The organism is Hafnia paralvei, from assembly GCF_020150375.1.
Classification (GTDB): Bacteria; Pseudomonadota; Gammaproteobacteria; order Enterobacterales; family Enterobacteriaceae; genus Hafnia; species Hafnia paralvei.
Genome location: NZ_CP083737.1, coordinates 2,603,421 through 2,622,020, shown reverse-complemented (window position 1 = coordinate 2,622,020; position 18,600 = coordinate 2,603,421). Strand labels below are relative to the sequence as shown.

The following is an 18,600-nucleotide window of genomic DNA, read 5'->3' as shown; positions in this document are numbered from 1 at the left end:
GGGCGTAAATGAGCAAAAATGGGCGTTTTTACCTAAAAGAAAAGTCTAGAAAATTAAATGAAAGTCTCAAGCCAGAGCCTCATCCTCTTATAGTTTTTGTAAAAAGCTGGGATTTTATCGGCAAGCTTTCGCTTAGCTCTATTTCATTAGGCTATATAATTTATAGCCTGTGTGATAATGCAGAGTTGCATCGAACTGCGATTGTCATTATGGGTATAACAATAGCATTATATCCATTTGCAAAAAAAATGACGGACGACGGGTTGCGGCATTCCGTTTCAAAAAAAAGTTTCGAAATTATTCATGGTACAGGGTCGAGGAACTTCGGCTTAATATATGCTTTTCTCGTTATGGTCGCAGCTATCCCATTAGGATGTGTCTACTTGCTTTATCATTTGATTAAGTATCGAAAATCGCTCAGCGTGGGGAAGCCATCGTAATGATAAGTGCAATACCACAGCCTCCTGAACGATAACAGGAGGCTGCGCGAAGTGATTTTTTACTTAAAGTTATACTTTATACCGACCATGAAAAGGCTATCATTATAGCCTTGGTCACCGACTTGAGCTGCGATATTCCCCCACAGGTTAAGTGAGGTTTTTATCTGGCTCTCAACACCCACTTTTATTTCACCAATATTTTTCGTTCCTGCTTGTTCAATCTTTGTATCGCCCATTTTAGTACCGAAACTTTTGGTGTTGTGTAGCCAATTGACCTTGAATCGCCACGGGTTTAACAGACACCTCAGAGTCATTTAAGATGACTTAAAGAGAGGTGCCCATGAGCGGTAAACGTTATCCCGAAGAGTTTAAAATTGAAGCAGTCAAACAGGTTATTGATCGCGGTCATTCTGTTTCCAGCGTTGCAACACGTCTCGATATCACCACCCACAGCCTTTACGCCTGGATAAAGAAGTACGGTCCGGACTCATCCACTAACAAAGAACAGTCAGATGCTCAGGCCGAGATCCGCCGACTCCAGAAGGAGCTGAAGCGGGTTACTGACGAACGGGACATATTAAAAAAAGCCGCGGCGTACTTCGCAAAGCTGTCCGACTGAGGTACGCCTTTATTCGTGACAACTCCCTTTGCTGGCCTGTTCGTCTGCTCTGCAGGGTGCTGGATGTTCATCCCAGTGGCTTTTACGCCTGGTTTAAGCAACCGTATTCTCAGCGCCACCAGGTAGATCTGAGACTGACGGGACAGATCAAACAGTTCTGGCTGGAGTCCGGTTGCGTTTATGGTTATCGCAAGATCCATCTGGACTTGCGGGATAGCGGGCAACAGTGCGGAGTGAACAGAGTCTGGCGACTGATGAATCGTGCCGGGATAAAGGCTCAGGTCGGGTACCGGAGCCCGCGGGCACACAAAGGCGAGGTCAGTATCGTATCGCCCAACAGGCTCCAGCGACAGTTCAATCCGGATGCTCCGGATGAGCGTTGGGTAACGGACATAACTTACATCAGGACCCACGAAGGCTGGCTGTATCTTGCCGTGGTTGTTGATCTGTTCTCACGCAAAATTATCGGCTGGTCAATGCAATCCCGGATGACAAAGGACATTGTCCTGAATGCGCTTCTGATGGCCATATGGCGACGTAATCCTCTAAAACAGGTGATGGTTCATTCAGATCAGGGCAGTCAGTACACAAGCCATGAGTGGCAGTCATTCCTGAAATCACACGGCCTGGAGGGCAGCATGAGCCGTCGCGGTAACTGTCACGATAATGCGGTTGCAGAAAGCTTTTTCCAGTTGCTGAAACGCGAACGGATAAAGAAAAAGATCTACGGAACACGGGAAGAAGCCCGCAGCGATATTTTCGATTACATTGAAATGTTTTATAACAGTAAGCGTCGGCATGGTTCGAGCAATCAGATGTCACCGACAGAATATGAAAACCAGTATTATCAACGGCTCAGAAGTGTCTAGATTATCCGTGGCGATTCACCTCAATGAATGGTTCAAACTCATTTCCTTTGTTATCATCCATTTTATGATGACCTTTCATAAATGAGCGAATACCAAGGCGAGTTAGAAGGTTGCCATCCCCATAACTTGAGACAGGTGTTCCGTTAGACTCTGTGTGAGAGTCGGCGGTGACCCCCATCCAAACAATTTGAGCTTGTGGTTGAATAAACCAAGAATTAAGTGAACCGTGGCTACCTGTAAATTCGTTGAGTTTATAGGTGTATCCTGTCTCAACAGATGCCGTCCATCCTTTGGATTGGTAAGATTCTCCAGAGAGATCTTGGCCTTTTACCTTATTATTAAACCAGTTGTATAAAGCCCAAGTATCGACATAAGCGCCTGTATTCTCTCCCTCATTCTGCTGCCAAGTACCATAGGCACCGAGAGAATAACCGCTGATAGAGCTATCAGCTCGATAGTTGGTAACCGACGAGCGAGTATTATTATGGCTATTTCCATATCCAGCCATAAGCCCCAGATGCCAGCGGTCACTTTCGTTTCTGCTCCATTGCGCAATATCGCCACCTAATTGCATAACATAGCGATTGGCTTGTGTTTGCAATTGGCCGCTTGAATCTCTCGATTGAGTATGTCCTGCGGCATGACGCATCCACATGCTTGTGACTTTCTGTTCGCCGGTGAAAACGTCGGTATAGTAGGTCTCGCCTAGGCGATCATGCAGCCGGAGAATAAATAGGGAATTGGCTGCGGCGATATTATGAGCGTACCCGCCAGCTTCTGGCCTAACAGTTGGTTTAGGCCTAGGCTGAGGGTTTGGCTCAGGCTCTGGGGTAGGCTTAGGATCTGGAACGGGTTCTGGATCTGGAATAGGTTCGGGATCTGGTTTTGGCTCAGGGATAGGGGCGGGTTTGAAATTAGTGAGATACCAGCTTTTCTCATCAGTACCATTACCGTGAGTACCTCTTTGTAAGAAGTAATCATAACTGCCAGCAACAATTCGACTTCCTTGAACAAAATTACCATTTGATTCGCCAAGGACATTAATGAGCTCAATGCCTTTTTGTGTATAGTCGCCATTTCCCCCAACGTTTTTCACATAAACCGTTGTATTGCCATTGGTGTCACCAGCGATAGATAAGTGATCTGTCTGCGAGTTATCGTCACCGAGAACCGTGTTGAAATACAGTGAACCACCACCGTGATAATCACCATTCACTATTAACCTATTGCCAACCATTGACTGACGATTATTATCTAAACCGCCGATAATGACATTGCCTGTGTTCTTGATTGAACCGTCTATCGTAAGTGTAGATATTTTAGGGGAATTTCCCTGATACAGACTGCCGACTATCAGATTTGCTCCTGAAAGAACGTCAGTGGCTCCCAACAGCCCTGTAGCAGAGAGTAGAGCATCTTTTTTGACGATGATATGCCCGCCTAAAGCCTTCGTTGAGTCTAAGTTCCCTGCAGATACAGTCGTAATGCCCGAAAATTTGCTGCTGTCTCCGCTAAGGGCTAGCTGCGCATTTCCTATTTTTTCAATGGTTCCCGAGCCGGTAAACTCTCCAGCAAAATAGCTATTATTATTCTGATTAATAATTAAGCTGGCATCCGTTACATTGGCGATGCCTCCAGCACCGGAAAGTGAAGACATGACGAGGTCATGTGAGTTTTGGTTGAGCATGCCGCCGTTTATGATATATGCCGTATTATTAACAAAGGCATCATCATTTTCTGAGCGCAGTTCTCCAGCTTCAACACGTGTCCCACCAAGGTAATTATTTTTACCGGACAAGATGACAGTACCCGTACCATTTTTTACAATGCCACCAGCACCAATTAAATTACCTTTTAATGACATAGACTTGTTTTCATCAGCCTCCAAAAATGAGACTGATAAAACGTTCATATCAACAGAGGTCGTTAGCTGATTGTCGCAATATTTGCAGCTATTTACCCGTAGGGTTCCGCCGTTGAGGTTGAAAGCATATTTTCCAAGCCCAGCTATGATCCCATCCTCTTCTGATGAAAGCACGCTGTTAGATATCGATATTGTCCCGCCGTGGTTTAAATTAACCGTCGCGTCAGATTTTTGATCGCTAGCGAGAAATAACCCTGACGTCGCAACTTCATAGCCGTCATCAGCTATATATGATTTTCCTTCGAAGTTGACTTCTCCGCCATCTTCAACGGTAAGAGTTGCCTTACCGACGCCCTGCAGAGAATCAGAAAAGTCGATATCATAAATTCGGCCTCCGACATTTGATGCTAAAGCCATTAGGCTCTGAACCACAATCTTACTATTCTTGCCATTAACCGTGATGTCTGTTGTGGAGAGTTTTGCCAGGTTATCGGCAATGTCGCTTTTCCGTAAGAAAGACGCAACAATTCTGCCCGCGGTGAAAGTACCACCGTTAGTTACATTTACTACAGCATGACCTAAGTAGCCTAAATAGGCATCACCATTAACCATTGAATCATCGTAATAAGATGACTCTTCAATTTTCTTATTAATTAAAGATAGGCTACTACCTTCACCTGATATATTAAGTATACCCGTGTTAGCTGCATTTCCGCTGCCGATCCACATGACGTTATTTGATGCATCCCATGATGATTGAGATGTTGCACCAATATTGACGGTTGCACCGTCTAATATGTTGACCGCCCCAGTAACACTCTTATCACGTACAGTATATCTATCATAAACGGATGTATCGCCGATGCGTAGACCCAGAAAATTAATATTTCCAGTGCTCGGGCCTACTATGTTTAATGTACCATCGGTGTTAGAAGAGAGCTCGGATGCTGTCGCACTGCCTACTTTAAATAAATTAATGTCTCCTGTGCTTTTTGATGACTCGTTAATAGTTAAAGTGCCTATTGCACCATCAAAGCCGACGGCTGAGATATCGCTATATTCTGAAGTACCTGATAGGTTTAAGTGTCCACTATTGCCATCGCCGCCGCCAATAATGTTACCGTTATTTTTACCGCTCCACGTACCTGAAGATAGGGTGCTTGAATCATTGTAGTAGACTGCGTTCGCAGCCATTGAAGTTTTACTCGTAGCAGAGAAGAGTATGACGGCGGAGCCAATATAGAATAAGCATTTGTTATACATTATCGTAGCACAGTCCTTTGTGAATGGTTGTATCTCGCATCAAGTCTAATTTAAATAATGAGCAAAGAATACGGAATGTTCCTAAGGATCATCCTAAATTATTTGAACGTCGATAGATAATGAGTTTAATAACTCTATAGAGTTATTAAACGAGAGTGTGCTTATTGAGAGTGGTATTTGTTATCAGCAATAAAAATAGATTTTATTTGGTTAACGATCCTAGAGATGATTAGCACACGGGTTGTAAACAATAATTTGAAAGTTATCTAAGAGCATTTTTAGTGATACATTTTTTAATGATTAAGTACTGTGGTATTAATTCCGCTGTCAGCGAGTTTTCGGGATGCATTGGGGGGAGTTGGCCGATGAGGCGTTGGAGGATCCGCCAGACTGCTTGCCAAAGGAAGCGCAATGCCAAGGCATTGGGGGAAAACGTTTAGCGCTGGAAAAATAGGCTCATTTATTCCCTTTTCGGCAGGATAAAAGAGTATAGAGCTCGGACATTCTGAGGTTTTCGTGTATAATGCCGCGTTAAAATTCAATTAACTTTTTGAATTTCAGATACATCCACAATACCCCACGACGCCTGTGAAGGCGCAATATTTAAATTAATTTATCAATAAAAACAACCACATAAATAATCATTAATCTGAGTGAGATTGGTTTGTGTGACAGTCTTTAGCTCAAGTTGTATCCCCGAATGTGTTACATAGTCGAGATGAATTTTAGGTAACAGAAAGCCCCAACCGTTAGGAAGGGGCTTTCTGTTATTTGGTCTTCTTACTGCCCCTGTGGGGTGAATCCGACTCAAGGGTTCAGCGGCTTAGCCGCCTTCTTTGCCAACTCTTTGAAGTGCTTTACGGCACGTTCAAAACCATTCTTCTTTTCGTACCGATGGAATTGATTTTCATCAAAACCCATCAGACGACACAGCGCGGAGCGGTTGATCACTTCTGGTGTGAAGTGCTGGAATAGCGGAAATCCCAAACTATCATTTATTGAAATTTTCATTGTTTTCCTCTCTTTAAAAGTATCAATGAATGAAGCCTAGAAACAACAGCGGGGGCGCTAGGCCCCCATCTGCACAAGAGAATTAAGCTTGACTCTTTTTGATGCTCAACTTCATTTGCATGTTAGGGCGCAGGTTCAGCGGCAAGTGGCTAAACTCCTGTTCCATATGGATCATCCCGTGGTCATCGACACGGGTCCAACCATAGCGAGCCTGAACACCACCCTGTGCAACGGTTTGGTGACGGCTACAAGGGCCTTGAATCACACGCAGCGGGTTAACATCAGTACGGGAGAACTTAGGCAACATTAGACCGGCTTTCTCGTCCAACTCGTAGCGGTCGTCATCGATCAGGATGACGCGCATGTTCTGCCAATCGAAGAATTCGAAGCCTGCGATCAGTTGGTTGGTGTATGCGTTCTTAGGAGCACCGGCGACATTGTACTGAGTCAGTTCGCGGTTGTAGGCGTTGGTGCGGATAGAGTCGTACAACTCAGCGCCAGCGAATACCACCAGACCCTCTACGAAGCTACGAGCGCCACGCAGTTCCCGGTTCAAGGCACGACGTGCCTTGTTAAACTGGGTGGTCAGTTCGTTGGTATTCAGAGCACCAAAGTCAATTTCTTGGCTGATCGGTGATTTACCGGTGACGGCAGAGAAGTCCACGTTTCCCGCATCGGTAAAAATCGCCTCGGCCTTACCTTGGAAGATTGCCATAGATAGATCTTTCTCAACACGCTCTTTGTAATCGATATTGAAACGATCCGCCCTAGCAGCGATACATTCTTCAATGGTCATTTCCTTGCCATCGATAGCGCTGATTTTGCCTTGCCAGTCGTGCGGACGGATGCTTGCGGTTTGGTGAACCACTGGAAGCTCCGCTTCGTACATGGTCGCCTTGTCAATAACAACGGCGTTGGTATCGGTGCCGTATCTGTCATTCTGTTCTAACTCTTTAGCTTCACTTTCCACAATATCCGCAACGCGTGCGCTCGGGGATTTGCTTGGCGATGTAGCGAACAGGTCTAGCTCCTGAAGCAGGAAGTTGCCTGAACGTTCTTCTTTGAACGGTGCCACAAAGTCATAGCCTTCATAATCGCGTTTCAAGTCTTTTACAGTCTTAGCCATCTTGATTAATTCCTTCTAAAAATTGGGTTGATTACGCTTTGTAAAAATCAGCGTTGGTTGCCAGACGGATAGAGCCGCTTTCTGTGAGTTTGGTCAGTGCTTCTTTCTTGGCGGCTGCGTCGGCAGCGTTCAGACGGAAATCAGTGATCACAACGTGGCGATCCACAATTCGGATGGTCTTTTCTGCACCGGCTGAACGGTCAGACAGACAGACGATAGGATTAGCGTCACCAGCTTTGAACAGTTCCAAAGTGTCTTTAGACAAGATATCGCCGACGAAAACATCTTTCGGTAGGCTGACGCCTTTCAGTTCGGTACGGCTGAACAAGTCAGACGCGGTATCAACGAGAATGTCGCCCATAGTGGTAGGCTGATAATCAAACTTTTGCATTTGAGATCCTTATTATTTATTGAGGTTATGCCGAACGAAAAACGGGCCTTTGCGGGGTGTGAGACCACAGGGTGCGGCAGGGTGCCGCCATTGCGAGTGCAATCAGGTTGAAGATCGTTGTGTAGTTTGTGGGGAGGGGGAGTTAGGTTCCTGTGGGGTTTTACGCCCACAGGATTTATCACACCATCAACCGCAACCAACGGATCCCCATAGGGAGGGTGGCAATCTTTCGACATGCCAAGAGAAACCCACACGCCTAGCTGGCTGGCAACACTCGGAGAAGAGCGGGCATGTGGGCTTGTCTTGGAACATAAAAAGAAAAGGGAGATTTACTTTTGGGAGATTGAATTTCTGTTGAGTGCCCTCACCGCTACCGTGGGGAAGTGACCAGCAAAGACACACAACAGAAAACGGTGGGTAATTTGATACCGTGATAATTCGATACCCTTTCTTGTGGTCACTCGTGATGCGGAGTAAACAAAAGAAAGGGCGGGCCAGCGATGGCCCGGGAACCTTGTCTATTAGGAGATATTCGCCTTGCGTAGGGGCAAACATCCTTAAACACTATGCTCGATAATGCTTAAGGATGTCCGGCGGGAGGAGACCCCGCCTACATCCCCGGATTTTCACTGGCTAAAGCTATGTTCCGTAATCCACCGATAAGGAGATATAAACGTAGAGTGCGTCACAGGTGAAGGTTTTTTCTCTCAGTCTATGTATCTATTTTACCTAATTTATCAGCAAATTACAAGTAAATTCTGCATAATGTGTTGACTTAATCATCAAGGTGTGTATTGGTGGATGAGAAGTGCCAGAGGATGATCCAAAGGTTGGAGGATTCCACACTGGCAGGTTTCCAAAGTTGGGGAGGTTTCCAAAGTGACGCCTGAGAGGCTGACCAAGTAGACAGTTAATAAGCCAAGTCGATAATAAGCCAAGTCGACCCTTCAACTCAGATCATGAAGTGAAAATATTTCCCCATAACGGAAAAGATGAAGTGAAAATATTTCCCCATAACTACCCTCATGAAGTGCAATTTTTTCACCCTATAAGAACATTAATTAAAACACCAACACCATAACGGCATTAGAACACAAGGGCCAAGGTCAAGAGCGGGAGAGATTGAAAGGGATAATGGTTGATTGGTTTGTCTCTTGGTAAGCATCTTCCAGATGCGCCTCTTTGGAAGCGCTTGCTCCAGCAAGCAAGACCCTTTGGAACAACACCGTAGCGATGCGAAGGTGACTCATGGGCGGCGGCGGGGGCATAACCGCACACGGTAACCGTATACGCCAGCCACACAGACAGAGGCACACCACAGGAAGAGCACAGCGGCCCACAGTGGCGTTTAAACAGCTTAACCCATCCAACCACGCCACCAAGACCAGAGAGCGCCGCAGAGGCTATTTCAGCGCGTTCTAGATAAACCCACACAGAGTACGTTCCAGAATATCCCACAGAGTGCGTTCCACGCTGATCTTCTCAGAGCTTACCTGTGTGGAGTTTTTTAGACAGAAGACTCTTACTTATGATCTCTACTCGCTCCTGCTCGTAGACGCTACGCTAACCCCTGATCTTTATAAATGATCATCAATTAATCACTCGCTAATATCGCTCGTAATTCTTTGATGACCATTTATGGCAAGAAGTCAAGAATAAATTTCAATTTTTGTTGACAGATGCAACAATGTATGGTAAAATGATCACTGTTGATTGAGATTCAATTAAATATAGTTCATCAATATTAGCATACCATATCCAGAGGAGATTGCAAGCAATGAGTGATAAATATTCTGTATCCGCCGTGGCCCGCCGTTTGGCGAATGGCGATGTAACAAAACGAAGTTTGCAGCAGCAGGCTAGTCGATTCCGCCGTCAAGGTCGCCACGACTTAGCGGAAAACATTGTAGAGGCGATGAGCCAAGAGGTTGATCAATATCCGAACTTTACAGCTCAAGCGTTGAGACTGGCAGACCGGGCCGAACCAATGACAATGGAAGAGAAATTAAAACTACGTCTGACTCTGGATATGTGGAACGGCTCAACCATCCTGACTGACACGTTGGTCGCTTGGCAAAGCTTCTACTCTGCACGCGGAATTGAAGTTACAACCAGTGATTTATTTACCATGTGGAGCCTCGAGAAGGCTGGAGAATTCGAGCAACTAGTCGGCGAATCAATCGCCCGTCAATAACTAAGAATAGGGGGAAGAAATGAGATATTTAGCTGATCGGCGTGAAGCCGAACGGCGCGACAAGCGCCAATCACGCGATGTGACATTTAACAAAGAATTAAAGGCTCGCCTTGAGGCGAAAGCAGAGGCGGAAGGCCGCTCTGTTCAATCATTGATCCGCGAGGCAGTAGCCTTGTACCTAGTTTCAGGAGAAACAAGTAATGACCACAGCACCACAAGCAGTAAATAATTCACCAGTAGTTACAGTTTCAACCACAGTCTCCGAGACGTACAAACGCAGCGACTTTATCAAGGTTGACCAGTACATCCTCCACGCTACTGAAGTTAACGGCATCAAGTTGACCGGAAACATGAAGTTGGTATACATGGCGATGCTGAGTTATCAGCGGGACAATAAGAAGGTTTTCTACACAATGGAAAAGATTGCCGTCATGTGTGGAATCACTGACCGTTCAGCTAAAACCTTAGTCCAGACCATGACTGACGCCGGACTTATTAATGAAGTTCAACGCCGTGCAAGAAAAGCTAACGTATACAATCTTAACGAGTACGTGATCCAAGAAGCTGTGAGGAGTGAACAAAATGCAAGCCATCCAACTGCAAAGCGTAACCCTAAGCTCTCTATTGTGGAAAGTGAAGAACAACCTAACGATGCTGATCTCTACAACGGCGGGGATGATGTTCAGTCTTGCGATCCTCTTCCAGTTATCGCCGATGTAATTGATTCAGTCCAACCAAAAGAAGAGAAGGCTACAAATGATTCTGTTTTACCTGTTGATGGTAGTGATAACGATAGGAGCGATGAAGTGATTACAGTAGACGTTAAAGACGATTTGGATCTGTATACACAGATAGCGGATAACTTCGGGGTTAAATACAACCTGCCCGAGATTATGCACATGTGCCGTGGTGACCGTGTAAAGGCCGCTAAGCGATTGAAGGGGGAGATCGATACATTCCACTTTAACGCCAAACAAAGTGAACAGCAGCCCGCACAGCTCGTTATAGATGGTGATTTTGATTATGACCTAGACGAGGAGACAGCGGACGAGGCTGGTTATGCCTTTTAACGGATTCTTTTAACTTTTCTAGGTTTCGTTAGGTTAAATTTCTACAGATTAATCATACCACAATGGGAGAGGGGCGCAATGACTAATCCAGTAATTTCAGCAAGTGAAGAGAACGCGATCGATAACATGGCTAACCGCCTGATCTGCAAGCCACTGAACAAGACCAAGGTTAGAGGAATGAACCTGTCGCCACAACAGATTGAACGGATTCGCCGGGCCTGCATCTGGGGTTACACACCGGAAGATATTTGCAGCATGCTCCCATTTGCGGATCTGGCTTTCGTCTTGGATCAAAAGAAGAGTTTCAACAACAGGTTACGTGTGCGTTTCCAGATCCCTGTTGGTTGCAAAGTTTCTATGTGCATGGTGATGAAAGAGGAAGGGAAGAGCATTGCAGAGATTGCAAAACTGATGAGCCTCAATATCAAGACTGTGGAACGCTACCTGACCGAATACCCATATTCGCCTGTACTGGCCCGCACCATGCGCCATTGGTCGGAAATATTGGAAGCCTTGAACGGCCCCCGCCCGTTGAATGTAAGTTCACCGATCTACAAACCAACCAAGGCGGCTAAAGCCGATGAGAAGAGCAGCAATCTTGTCAAAACCGCTTTTGACAAGGATCAGAGGATTAAGCGAGCTACAAAACGTAGATTATCGGCAACACATCATTAATCACGTCTTTTGCGATATGTGGCTAAGGGTATTCAGTCCGCGCCACATCGTGATCCTATTCTTAGCCTACCAACTGATTCACCACATCCCCCGTTAGAACTACAACCATCTGATTACCTTTGCCCGTTTGTATTGCCTGCTGTCGGAACTGGTTGGCGGGTGCACCTCTGTTGCATGGCTAAAGCCACAAACATTCACCTAATTTTAAGGAGCATTACCCATGTTTAAATCATCAATCGCCGACCTGATCAAAACTGTGGAAATCCACGTTCAGGCCCACCGTGACGCCGCAGAGGCGGAAATGGTAGACAAGCCCCGCCAAGATATCGAGAAGAGCACACAGGACGCTCTAGCGGCCCTGATTGAACGTAACAAAGACCTATTGAATGATGATCTGCCAGAGGATAAAGACCGCAAGGTCAAATCCCGTGGGATTGCACTCTGTCATGTGGATCAGGGTTACAGCGCCAACCAGCGCCCTGTATCACTGCTGACCAAATCTAAATCACGAATGGTCAAGGTTGAGATCTGCAAGGCCGGGATAACCGTTTTGACACCAGAGCAAGAAGCCAACCTAAAAGGCATCCTCGCAACTCTGAAAATGAAGGGTACAAACTAATGAAATCAAATCCCTACATTAATTTTGATGTGGTTTGCCCGGTCCAACTCTTCAACCTTACGCAACCAGACCCGAAAGTTGATCAGTTGCTCCCTCGTGTACTGGGTAAGCGTCCTACTCAGATTGTGGATTCTGTAAAGCGTCACCTGATTACCCTTGATGATTTAGAACTGATCCGCACCGATCTGACCATGAACCGACCACAGACCAAGATCAATAAGCTGACCGCCGCATCTGTGGGTTTAGCTATTTCAGAGATTAAAGGAGAGTAACCAAATGGCAGGGAACAACGTCGTCGTAAAAACGGTTAACAGGGTTGTCTATGAATCAGACAATAATAGTTACGTCCGTACTGTAAAACAGATCCGCAGCATCAAAAAAGAGTGGGAGAAAGCCGGAAAGGTGATGGGTAAGACCACCAACGGGACCCGCCCAACAGGTGGAGAACGATTCAAACAATCCGAGTATACCCGCCGAACCAAGGCAGCAAGAGCAGAAGCGGCAGCAGCCAAACAAGCAGCTCGTGAACAGGTTCAGGCAGAACGTAAGATTCAGCAGATTAGAGCTAAATCAATTCGATTCAATACAGCCGCATCTTCCTACAACCTGACCGGTAAACAACGTACAGAATCGTTGACCCAAGTTTGGCAACCTTACGCGACAATTCCATGCCGGGAAGATTGCTGTGGGTGAGTACAACGCCGCCGTTTCCGCCTTGCAGGCAAACCTGAGAAAACAGGGCAAGGTAGGAATGAAAGGCCAAACCCTCCCGGTTACTGCCAAGGTTACCAAGTTGGATACTTCACTTATTCAGAGTGCAGGCGGAGTAATCACCATTGCGGCAACTGTGGCGCTTGGTGGTTCCATCATGAATACAGGCCAAGATCTGCAATCAATGGAATCAGGGCTAACAGCCGTCACCGGGTCAGCGGATAAAGCCGCCAAAGAGATGCAATATCTACGTGATCAGGCTAACCGTTTAGGCTTGGATCTTATTGGTACAGGCAAGGATTACACCAAGTTCCTAGCCGCCGTTGTTGATAAGGCTACACAGAAGCAAACACGGACACTATTTGAAGGTGTTTCCGAGTATGGCACTGTACTAGGAGCCACAGCAGACGATCAGAGCCGTGCACTGAAAGCCCTTAACCAGATGTATTCTAAAGGCACTGTGCAGGCCGAAGAATTGAAAGGCCAACTGGGTGACGCCATCCCGGGTGCTGTAAGCGTTTTTGTTAAGGCGCTACAGAAGACCCAGAACAACGCCAACCTTACAGAGAAAGACCTCTTCAAGATGATGGAAACGGGCCAACTGTTGGCTAAAGACATACTCCCGGCTGTTGGTGATGAGTTCAAAGCATTGGCTCGTAACGGCGGGGCACTGGATAAGGCTATTAACTCCAACCGTGCTAGCTACCAACGCCTTAAAACTGCTATGCAGGCATCTATGGGGGCATTCTTTGAAGGTGGGTTTGGGTCAGCCCTTACCAACGCTTTCGATCTCATATCCGCCGCTCTGAACAACAACGCTGACACTTTTAAGTTCTGGGGAGACTTAGCCGGGAACGTGATCGAGGGCGCCACCGATGCATTTGGATTGCTTTACAACACAATCGTTTTTGTGGCGAGAGCCGGATCAAGTTACCTCGAAGATGAAGTTGTTGACGGTGCTGTTAAAGGTCTGGTGCAGGGCGTGATAGATGATCGAGAGACACAGCAGATCAACATGCTATTACAAGGCAGCAATTGACAGTGAACTTAGGGCTTACCTGTAAAAGGGTAGGCCCTTTCTTTTTTGCTGGTAACATGGTGCAGGTTCGACACCCCAGCACCCCTATCATCTGTGGGAAAATGTCTAAACGTACTTGCACATCTGTTAGGCACTGTAAACGGGGGCCATTCCCATTAAGTCGATCTTTATAAAATATCAATATAATCAATTGTTTAATGGTTTAGCGCTCTTTCGCCTTCACAGGTCTAGAATCCACCTCACCCCAGATTTACAGATAATCTCATAATTTCAATCAGTTATAAAATACACAATAGTATTCTGTCGTTATCAGAGCTTGTCCCATCGCTTACCAGTACGGATACGATATACAACCCATTTGGGCTACAACGAGCCGTACAGCTCGTGGTGATGCTATCCCCTATCAAGGTAAGATACCCCACTGGATAGCAAGATAGGTCATTGTGGGGCCTCTGGTGCGCCTGCCAGTGCCCATTTTTGGGGGGGAATAAAAACAAGAGCACGAAGAGCGCCTTTGGTTACGCACACCTCTTTTTGTACCCTCGTGCAAAATAAATTTCATAGGGCTGTAGCCCTTGCCCTGCCTACCTTTGACCAAAATTTGGGGTTCTTTTGAGCTTAGGTCAGTTGACTAGGGGAGTCACACCCGTGCTTATAAATTAGCCAAAATGATAGCCATTATCGGCTATTAAACCCGATTTAATTCGATTTAATGGCATTTAATTTAATAAATACATATCTGTCATATTTTCTAGTTTTGTAATTTACAAGTCACTGTTTTTGATCAATAATTAACTCATCGGGTTTGGCGGATTTAGGAGGGCGTGAGATGAATTTTGTAGACGGCTGTAAGAACATTGAAGAGGTTAAGGCGGTGGCTCTCGAGTTAACCAAACAAGGGAAGGGCAATCCCATCTACCGTGATGCATGGTTGCTTGGTTTTGAGCTAATGCTAAGGGTGTCAGACCTGCGGGAATTGCGCTATGACGATGTATCAGGTGATCATGTGGTCATTACCCAGCAGAAAACGCAGAAAGTGATCCGTGTACGTCTTACAGATACCGCTAAACGCATCATAGCAGCCCGTAAGGAGGCTAACCCTTACCATATGTACATCTTACAGCTTGATAGTAAGAGAAGCACAGGCAAGCCGGTAAGCCGTTCCAAGCTGCATGAAGAGATCAGCCACGCCGGGCACAAGTTGGGATTGAACCTGTCCACCCACAGTATGAGGAAGAGTAAGCCGACAATTGGTTATGAGGATGGGGCGGATATCGCGGTGATCAGCAGGGCATTAGGCCATAAATCGCTAGCTTCTACTCTTCATTACATCGGCGCTACACAGGCCAAGGTGGATAACTTCGCTGATAAATATTCTTTGGGGGATTTGGTGTGAAAATTATATCTGGGATGAGAATGATCATTCTGTTGGCGGTGGCGGTATCCGTATCCGTAGTGACTAGCTCACCGGCTTATGCTGGTGGAAGGATCACTATGAGCAATCCAACTAGTGAGAAGCTATCCAACAGCAAAACGCTTTGCATCTACGAGGATTCGATCCACAGCTTCCAGTACGTCACAAAGGGGAAATGCCCTTACGCGAAGACGTTCGAGACAGAAGACTCTGAGTGATACAAGTTATCATTTAAACCAGTTCAATCCATTTCAGGCACGAACTTGGAGTTTTGGAATATTAAATCAGATCAATATGCCGTTATTTTCTAACGTTTGATAAAGTGGCAAACGATCACGTTTTTCTTATTGTAGGGAAATTCTTATCCCGCTTATTGACAAGCTTGTCGTGCCAGATAGGGCGCGCACTGCGAAAGATATGTCACATTTCACCCCCAAGTTATCCACAAATTAGGCCACGTTTGTACACTTGCAAACGCCTTTTTTTCTCATTATCTTGTTATGCAAAGGAGATACAGATACTACATATAGTGTTTTAAAACTCCTTGATAACAAAAAAGCCGAATCCACATAGTGAACTCGGCTTTCCTAGAAGCAAGGCCGCTAAGAGTTTGGCGACTCAAAGCTAACCGTTAGCTCGCTACTTTCTTACATTCGACAAGTCGGATTGTAGACAGCATAGACGGGCCTTGTAAAACCTTTTTGTGCCCTTATGGGCTAAGGCTATACACAATGACTATTTGTCACAACAGCCACCGGCACTCACCGGTATTTGCTCAACTACCTGAAGATCAAGGTGGTTCTGGTCGTCATAAATGTTGCGGTTGCGCTTATGAGCAAGGTTTTCAGCAAGGGTTAAATCGGCGTACTCAACCGTGGGTTAACCTTGACGTCTTACCTGAGAGCCAAGCTAGCTATGTTCGTCATAAAAGCCCTCAGGCGGCATATGCTATGGGCTACCGTGATGGCGTGATGGCCTCCTATAACCCGTCTTCTATGGTTGGATAAGATGTGACTATGCCGCGAGGACGTATTGAACATCCTCGTATCTACAATTCAATTTGAGGCTGTACCGATGTCAAAACGTAAAGTTGTTCGTAGCGCCATTACTGGTCAGTTTGTGCCTGAAGTCGAGGCAAAACGACATCCCAAAACCACCGTTACGGAAACGATCAAGTATCCAAAGAAAGAGAAAAAGTGATATGAGAAGCGCCGAAAGGCGCTTCATTTAAAGTTTGAACTCTGGGAGACGTGAGAATGGCTAACAATCTGTTCGTTACATATGACCTGATCAAAACCAAAGATTATGAGGCCGTATATAAAGCAATTAAATCTCTGGGCGATTGGGCAAAAGTTACAGAATCCAACTGGTATGTCGATTCAACTTATACGGCGGAGCAGGCTGCTAATATTGTGAGAGCAGCGATGGACCATGATGATAAGCTAGTAGTTGTGGATGCTGAGAATAACAGTTTTTATTGTTACAATATAACTTCAGATGTTCTAGAGTATATGCAGAGTCACTGGCATATCTAATAGTCTTACCGGCGCGTCTGGTGCTGTCGTCGTGACGCGTCATCTCCCAGCTTCTACATATCATCTGATACAATCAACAACACACAAAAGCTCTTTGAGCGACGGCCTGTGTGTGTATCGAGAGGTAATTCCCAACGACTGGGTCCGACTATGGCCCACAACGAATTGTACCAAAGCCGCGTTTGAGACACTGGCGATAGCTGTACTGATGAACGTGTGACGTATGCTGTGAATTCGGCGTTTTAATCCAAACTCATCATAGGTCGGAATCTCGAGGTTATCCATGACGGCAACCCAACTGTTAGTTATTGAGGTGTAATCCGGCAGACCTGCGAACACTAGATCATCATCTGACAGTGTGGCAACCCGTTTAAGCAAGACACCCTCTAACGCCTGATGGATTGGGATCTGTCTTTGTGCGTGGTCAGTCTTGCCGCCCTCAATGAAAATGTACCAGCGTCCTGTTTCCTCATCCTGCCTTATATGGTGTTTACAAATACCGGCAATCTCTGCACGTCTGGCACCTGTATAGATGATGGTCAGGAAATAATCTCTCCTCCAATCTGTAACTGGCATGGCGGCTAAGGCGCTTTTCAGTTTCGTCATTTCACTGGCGCTATAGTGTCCACCACGGTTGGGGGTTACCTCGTAGCTGATCCCATCTGTCGGGGATGTATGTAGGATGTCTTTGTGGTCGACAAGGTATGTCTTGAACAGGGAGCGCCAGATCTTGAGGTGCTTGTGAACGTGCTCACTCGAAATCAGATCCTCTTCAGGAACATCATAGGCGATGCACTCTGCTAGGTTCATACTAGAGTAGGGTTTATGGGTTCGAGTAGGGAGATTTTTAGCAACCAGCAAGGCTTCTCTAATGTGCTGTTTAGTGATGCTGTCTACCGGGACATCTCCCACCACGTAGAGCAAAACTTCATAGAAGCGTTGATTCTCACCAGCGACAGCCCGCCGCCATTTCTGCCCCTTGTCGGCAACATACATTTTCCAAGCTTCGGATAACTTGATTGCAGGATAGGTGTTATCTTTTGCATCTATGGTGACGTTGTCACTTAATGATATCCGCTGCTTACTGGCGGAGACTGTCGGTAACTTTGATTTTAGCGAGCTAACCAACTGCTCATGCTTGGTGAAATCACCATCATAGAAGGCTTGGTAAGCTTGGTAGAGCTTTGCCTTAGACATGTCCAAGGTTATTGAGGCGTCAGATATTTCATTGGCAAGGCAGGAAGGGTCAATGTTCTGATGCAAGAAATTAGCTCTGATGAGTTGTTCTGATCCTTCCTTTCCTTCATAGACCCAAGACATTGCTGATTTTGCGTACTCACCAGCCGCCGACGCTGCTGCTGCGGGGTCATCAATTGGCATCCCCATCTCTTTAGCTATTTTACCTATCATTGGTAAGGATTCCGCTTCAAAGATATCCGCTTCAAGCATCCTCAATAGGAACGTATCTAGATCCTGCTTGGTAAGCTCACGCATTCCGTTCAACTTCCCTTTGAACTCCTCTACGGACATCGCCCCAGACTGAACCAAAGGGATGTAGGGGGCCATTTTGGACATGGTAACTTGGGCTTGTTTCAGACTGTCAGTATTGAGCGATAAACGAACAAACTTTTTAGAATCATTAACTCTAAAATTTGTGTAGAATGTCCGGCCACGCTGTATCGTGTGTGACAGTTTGTGTGACACCTTGTTTGACATGCTGTGTTCCAAAATGTGTGCAAGATTATAGGGTTATGGCGTTA

General features: G+C 46.0%; 21 protein-coding genes. 14 read left to right on the top strand and 7 right to left on the bottom strand.

Features of this window, described 5'->3' with window-relative positions; all coding sequences use genetic code 11:
• The first annotated feature begins 8 nt into the window (after positions 1-8).
• A complete protein-coding gene (locus tag K9N75_RS12445; protein WP_020303725.1) occupies positions 9-440 on the top strand; it encodes a hypothetical protein in 432 nt (143 codons plus the stop codon).
• A 59-nt stretch (positions 441-499) separates the two neighbouring features.
• Here K9N75_RS12445 and K9N75_RS12440 read toward each other — a convergent pair whose 3' ends face one another.
• Entirely contained in the window at positions 500-676 is a 177-nt protein-coding gene (locus tag K9N75_RS12440; protein WP_263481233.1) for an autotransporter outer membrane beta-barrel domain-containing protein, read from the bottom strand.
• A gap of 104 nt (positions 677-780) precedes the next feature.
• On the opposite strand from K9N75_RS12440, the gene K9N75_RS12435 reads away from it, so the two are divergent.
• Positions 781-1,928, top strand: a protein-coding gene (locus K9N75_RS12435; RefSeq protein WP_109171055.1) for an IS3 family transposase whose coding sequence is annotated in 2 segments (ribosomal slippage) — positions 781-1,018 and positions 1,018-1,928 — 1,149 coding nt in all. Because the reading frame shifts where the segments join, the coding sequence is not laid out codon by codon here.
• A 1-nt stretch (position 1,929) separates the two neighbouring features.
• On the opposite strand, the gene K9N75_RS12430 is transcribed toward K9N75_RS12435, so the two are convergent.
• From K9N75_RS12430 to K9N75_RS12410, 5 genes are all read right to left on the bottom strand, one after another.
• The gene (locus K9N75_RS12430) at positions 1,930-4,986 is read right to left on the bottom strand and encodes an autotransporter outer membrane beta-barrel domain-containing protein (protein ID WP_224451693.1); all 3,057 of its coding nucleotides are present in this window, start codon (positions 4,984-4,986) and stop codon (positions 1,930-1,932) included.
• 876 nt (positions 4,987-5,862) lie between these two features.
• Positions 5,863-6,066 (bottom strand): hypothetical protein, encoded by a 204-nt coding sequence (locus tag K9N75_RS12425; protein ID WP_021181264.1) that lies wholly within the window; start codon positions 6,064-6,066, stop codon positions 5,863-5,865.
• Between the two features lie 82 nt (positions 6,067-6,148).
• A complete protein-coding gene (locus tag K9N75_RS12420) occupies positions 6,149-7,192 on the bottom strand; it encodes a major capsid protein E (protein WP_224451692.1) in 1,044 nt (347 codons plus the stop codon).
• Positions 7,193-7,223: 31 nt separating this feature from the next.
• Complete coding sequence (locus tag K9N75_RS12415) at positions 7,224-7,583, bottom strand: hypothetical protein (RefSeq protein WP_224451691.1); 360 nt, start codon at positions 7,581-7,583, stop codon at positions 7,224-7,226.
• A 1,086-nt stretch (positions 7,584-8,669) separates the two neighbouring features.
• Positions 8,670-9,041, bottom strand: coding sequence for a hypothetical protein (locus K9N75_RS12410; protein WP_224451690.1), 372 nt, complete (start codon positions 9,039-9,041; stop codon positions 8,670-8,672).
• Between the two features lie 319 nt (positions 9,042-9,360).
• On the opposite strand from K9N75_RS12410, the gene K9N75_RS12405 reads away from it, so the two are divergent.
• From K9N75_RS12405 to K9N75_RS12350, 12 genes are all read left to right on the top strand, one after another.
• Positions 9,361-9,777: a hypothetical protein gene (locus K9N75_RS12405; protein WP_224451689.1), complete on the top strand. Its 417-nt coding sequence runs from the start codon at positions 9,361-9,363 to the stop codon at positions 9,775-9,777.
• Positions 9,778-9,796: 19 nt separating this feature from the next.
• Positions 9,797-10,006: a ribbon-helix-helix protein, CopG family gene (locus K9N75_RS12400; protein WP_224451688.1), complete on the top strand. Its 210-nt coding sequence runs from the start codon at positions 9,797-9,799 to the stop codon at positions 10,004-10,006.
• Positions 9,978-10,847: a helix-turn-helix domain-containing protein gene (locus K9N75_RS12395; RefSeq protein WP_224451687.1), complete on the top strand. Its 870-nt coding sequence runs from the start codon at positions 9,978-9,980 to the stop codon at positions 10,845-10,847. The genes K9N75_RS12400 and K9N75_RS12395 overlap by 29 nt, the downstream gene beginning before the upstream one ends.
• A 78-nt stretch (positions 10,848-10,925) precedes the next feature.
• On the top strand, positions 10,926-11,522 hold the full coding sequence (locus tag K9N75_RS12390; protein WP_224451686.1) for a hypothetical protein: 597 nt from the start codon (positions 10,926-10,928) through the stop codon (positions 11,520-11,522).
• A gap of 220 nt (positions 11,523-11,742) precedes the next feature.
• Entirely contained in the window at positions 11,743-12,141 is a 399-nt protein-coding gene (locus tag K9N75_RS12385; protein ID WP_224451685.1) for a phiTE-211 family phage-derived protein, read from the top strand.
• The gene (locus tag K9N75_RS12380) at positions 12,141-12,413 is read left to right on the top strand and encodes a hypothetical protein (RefSeq protein WP_224451684.1); all 273 of its coding nucleotides are present in this window, start codon (positions 12,141-12,143) and stop codon (positions 12,411-12,413) included. The genes K9N75_RS12385 and K9N75_RS12380 overlap by 1 nt, the downstream gene beginning before the upstream one ends.
• A 4-nt stretch (positions 12,414-12,417) precedes the next feature.
• A complete protein-coding gene (locus K9N75_RS12375; protein ID WP_224451683.1) occupies positions 12,418-12,834 on the top strand; it encodes a hypothetical protein in 417 nt (138 codons plus the stop codon).
• Entirely contained in the window at positions 12,827-13,891 is a 1,065-nt protein-coding gene (locus K9N75_RS12370) for a tape measure protein (RefSeq protein ID WP_224451682.1), read from the top strand. Before K9N75_RS12375 ends, K9N75_RS12370 begins: the two co-directional genes overlap by 8 nt.
• 829 nt (positions 13,892-14,720) lie before the next feature.
• On the top strand, positions 14,721-15,287 hold the full coding sequence (locus tag K9N75_RS12365) for a tyrosine-type recombinase/integrase (protein ID WP_224451681.1): 567 nt from the start codon (positions 14,721-14,723) through the stop codon (positions 15,285-15,287).
• A gap of 749 nt (positions 15,288-16,036) precedes the next feature.
• A complete protein-coding gene (locus tag K9N75_RS12355; RefSeq protein ID WP_115058701.1) occupies positions 16,037-16,312 on the top strand; it encodes a hypothetical protein in 276 nt (91 codons plus the stop codon).
• Between the two features lie 67 nt (positions 16,313-16,379).
• Entirely contained in the window at positions 16,380-16,505 is a 126-nt protein-coding gene (locus tag K9N75_RS22755) for a hypothetical protein (protein ID WP_258557334.1), read from the top strand.
• A 56-nt stretch (positions 16,506-16,561) separates the two neighbouring features.
• Positions 16,562-16,840, top strand: coding sequence for a hypothetical protein (locus K9N75_RS12350; protein WP_224451679.1), 279 nt, complete (start codon positions 16,562-16,564; stop codon positions 16,838-16,840).
• Positions 16,841-16,900: 60 nt separating this feature from the next.
• Here the strand turns inward: K9N75_RS12350 and K9N75_RS12345 are convergent, their stop codons facing one another.
• On the bottom strand, positions 16,901-18,556 hold the full coding sequence (locus K9N75_RS12345) for a site-specific integrase (protein ID WP_224451678.1): 1,656 nt from the start codon (positions 18,554-18,556) through the stop codon (positions 16,901-16,903).
• Positions 18,557-18,600: the final 44 nt, after the last annotated feature.